Source organism: Pseudoxanthobacter sp. (assembly GCF_036822375.1).
Classification (GTDB): Bacteria; Pseudomonadota; Alphaproteobacteria; order Rhizobiales; family Segnochrobactraceae; genus Pseudoxanthobacter.
This window is the reverse complement of the sequence record NZ_DAISHT010000379.1, coordinates 1-1,593: the sequence shown is the minus strand read 5'-3', so window position 1 is coordinate 1,593 and position 1,593 is coordinate 1. Positions and strand designations below refer to the sequence as shown.

Annotated in this window: 1 protein-coding gene and 1 pseudogene; both read left to right on the top strand. The window is 68.9% G+C overall.

The genetic code is table 11. From position 1 onward, the window contains the following. Positions 1 to 468: pseudogene (locus V7067_RS17815) on the top strand (3-deoxy-manno-octulosonate cytidylyltransferase); the annotation flags it as partial. A 227-nt stretch (positions 469 to 695) separates the two neighbouring features. Then, on the top strand, positions 696 to 1,589 hold the full coding sequence (locus V7067_RS17810) for a prephenate dehydratase (protein ID WP_334177217.1): 894 nt from the start codon (positions 696 to 698) through the stop codon (positions 1,587 to 1,589). Positions 1,590 to 1,593: the final 4 nt, after the last annotated feature.

The following is a 1,593-nucleotide window of genomic DNA, read 5'->3' as shown; positions in this document are numbered from 1 at the left end:
ATCGTCAACGTGCAGGGCGACCTGCCGACCATCGAGCCGCAGCCGATCCGCGCCGCGGCGGCGCTGCTGGACGATGCGGCGGTGGATATCGGCACGCTGACGGCGGAGATTACCCATGCCGACGAGCGCACCAACCCGAACGTCGTGAAGGTGGTGGGTTCGGCCGTGGCGCCCGGGCGGCTGCGCGCGCTCTATTTCACCCGTGCCACGGCGCCTTATGGTGACGGGCCGCTCTATCATCACATCGGGCTCTATGCCTATCGCCGGCAGGCGCTGGCGCGCTTCGTTGCGCTGCCGCCGTCCGGGCTGGAAAAGCGCGAGAAGCTGGAGCAGCTGCGCGCGCTGGAAGCCGGCATGCGCATCGACGTGGCGGTGGTCGATACCGTGCCGTTCGGCGTCGATACGCCGGAAGACCTTGAGCGCGCCCGCGTGATGCTCGCCCCCTCCAGCGGCCGGGCGCAGCGATGAGCGCGCCGGCCTCTCCCGCCCGTGCGGTCTTCTGCGCCCGCTCATCCGGCTGGCCGGTGCCGCCGCGCCATGTCGCCCGATTTATCGGGCGGCGTCCCGGCGCCGCCTGAACCGAACCGTCCGCTTTCCCGGCGCCGGGGCGCCGGGGGCCTGTCCGTTTTCTCCGGTCCGCCTGTGCGCCCTTTTTGTTGCGGCGCCGGCCGGCCGCTGCCATCAAGAGCCATCCCATGTCCGAACCGCTGCGCGTCGCCTATCAGGGCGAACCCGGTGCCAATTCCCACATCGCCGTGCTGGAGGTCTATCCCGACGCATGGCCGGTGCCGTGCCCGACCTTCGAGGACTGCTTCGCCGCGCTGGAATCCGGCGCGGCCGATCTGGCCATGATCCCGATCGAGAATTCGGTGGCCGGCCGGGTGGCCGATATCCACTCGCTGCTGCCCTCCGCCCATGCCTACATCATCCGCGAGCATTTCCTGCCCATCCATCACCAGTTGCTGGGCCTGAAGGGCGCGAAGCTCTCCGACATCCGCACCGTGCAGAGCCATGTGCAGGCACTCGGCCAGTGCCGCCGGCGGCTGCGCGGCCTTGGCATGGAACCGGTGGTGGGGGCCGATACCGCCGGTTCGGCCCGCGAGATCGCGCAGGCCGGCGATATCAGCCGCGGGGCGCTGGCCTCCAAGCTGGCTGCGAAGGTCTACGATCTGCAGATTCTGCTGCCGGACGTGGAAGACGAGAAGCACAACACCACCCGCTTCGTGGTGTTCTCGCGCGAGGCCACCCGCCCGCCGGTGGGCGAGGGCATGGTCGTGACATCGCTTCTGTTCCGGGTGCGCAACGTGCCGGCGGCGCTCTACAAGGCGCTCGGCGGTTTCGCCACCAACGGCGTCAACATCACCAAGCTGGAAAGCTATCAGCTTGCCGGCCAGTTCTTCGCCACCCAGTTCTACGCCGATGTTGAAGGCCACATCGACGACCCGTCGGTCAGGCTCGCCATCGAGGAACTGGCATTCTTCTCCGCGGAACTGAAGGTGCTCGGTGTCTATCCGGCCGCGCCGTTCCGCGAGGCGATCCGTGAGCCGGAGGAAAACCGCCCGCTGCGGCCGTCGCCTGCGGCGGAGTGATGCA

Coding starts and splice junctions, on each gene's coding strand:
- V7067_RS17810 (WP_334177217.1), top strand. CDS start 696: ATGTCCGAACCGCTGCGCGTCGCCTATCAGGGCGAACCCGGTGCCAAT.